1 protein-coding gene is annotated in these 1,077 nt (G+C 62.0%); it reads left to right on the top strand.

The window, feature by feature from the left end; genetic code table 11:
* Positions 1 to 110: 110 nt before the first annotated feature.
* Positions 111 to 1,077 (top strand): IS481 family transposase (locus ACIGHN_RS28020; protein WP_396507588.1); only part of this gene is annotated, 967 nt, incomplete at its 3' end.

Raw genomic sequence — 1,077 nt, 5'->3', positions numbered from 1 at the left:
TGTCGCATCCCGGATGATTGCATAGATCCAAAACGCTACCCACTCTTCATGGCCCGCTCGGTTTTGCAAGAGTTGATAGAGTCCTTGCCATCCACCCGGGGAGCGAAGCCATGTTGATAGCCCTGCACAAGAACGCCCGCACCACGCCTGCCGTGCGTGCCGAGATCGCGGCCAGCCATGAGACGGCCAGCGTCCTGGCCCAGCGCTTTGGCATTTCCGAGCAGACGGTCTACAAGTGGAAGAAGCGCGAGGTCTTCGGGGACCGTTCGCACACGGCCCATCATCTGCAGACGGTGCTCACGCCCGCGCAAGAGACGGTGGTGGTGCATCTGAGGCGAACCCTGCTGCTGCCGCTCGATGACCTGCTGGCGGTCACGCGCGAGTTCATTTGCGTCCATGTCTCGCGCTCGGGCCTGGACCGGTGCCTGCGCCGCCATGGAGCGGGCAACCTCAACGACCTCAAGCCCCGCGAGCCGGCGGTAGTCCATAAGGCCTTCAAGAGCTACGAGCCGGGCTATGTGCATATGGACGTGAAGTACCTGCCCCAGATGCAGGACGAGAGCAGCCGGCGCTACCTGTTCGTGGCCATCGACCGGGCCACGCGGTGGGTGTTCGTGCAGTTCAAGACCCACAAGACAGCGGCCAGTGCCAAGGCCTTTCTGAACGCACTGCACAAGGCCTGTCCGATCAAGATCAACAAGCTGCTGACCGACAACGGCAAGGAGTTCACGGACCGCCTGTTCGCCAGCAAGGAGCGCGAACCCAGTGGCCAGCACGAGTTCGACCAGCTGTGCCAGGAGCTGGACATCGAGCACCGGCTGACAAGGCCCAGGACGCCCAAAACCAATGGCATGGTGGAGCGCTTCAATGGCCGCATCGCAGACGTGCTCAAGACCCACCGCTTCAACAGTCGCGAGGACATGCAGCAGACCTTGCAGCGCTATGTGGCTCTGTACAACCACCAATTGCCGCAGTCCGCGCTGGGCAGCAAGACGCCCATGCAGGCCATGAAAGAGTGGTACCAGGAGCGCCCGGATCTGTTTCTCAAGCGGCCATATGATCGTCCGGGATACGACA

This window comes from Acidovorax sp. NPDC077693 (assembly GCF_044542805.1).
In the GTDB taxonomy this organism is placed as follows: Bacteria; Pseudomonadota; Gammaproteobacteria; order Burkholderiales; family Burkholderiaceae_C; genus Acidovorax.
The sequence above is the reverse complement of the archived record's forward strand: the minus strand, read 5'-3'. Positions and strand labels throughout refer to the sequence as shown.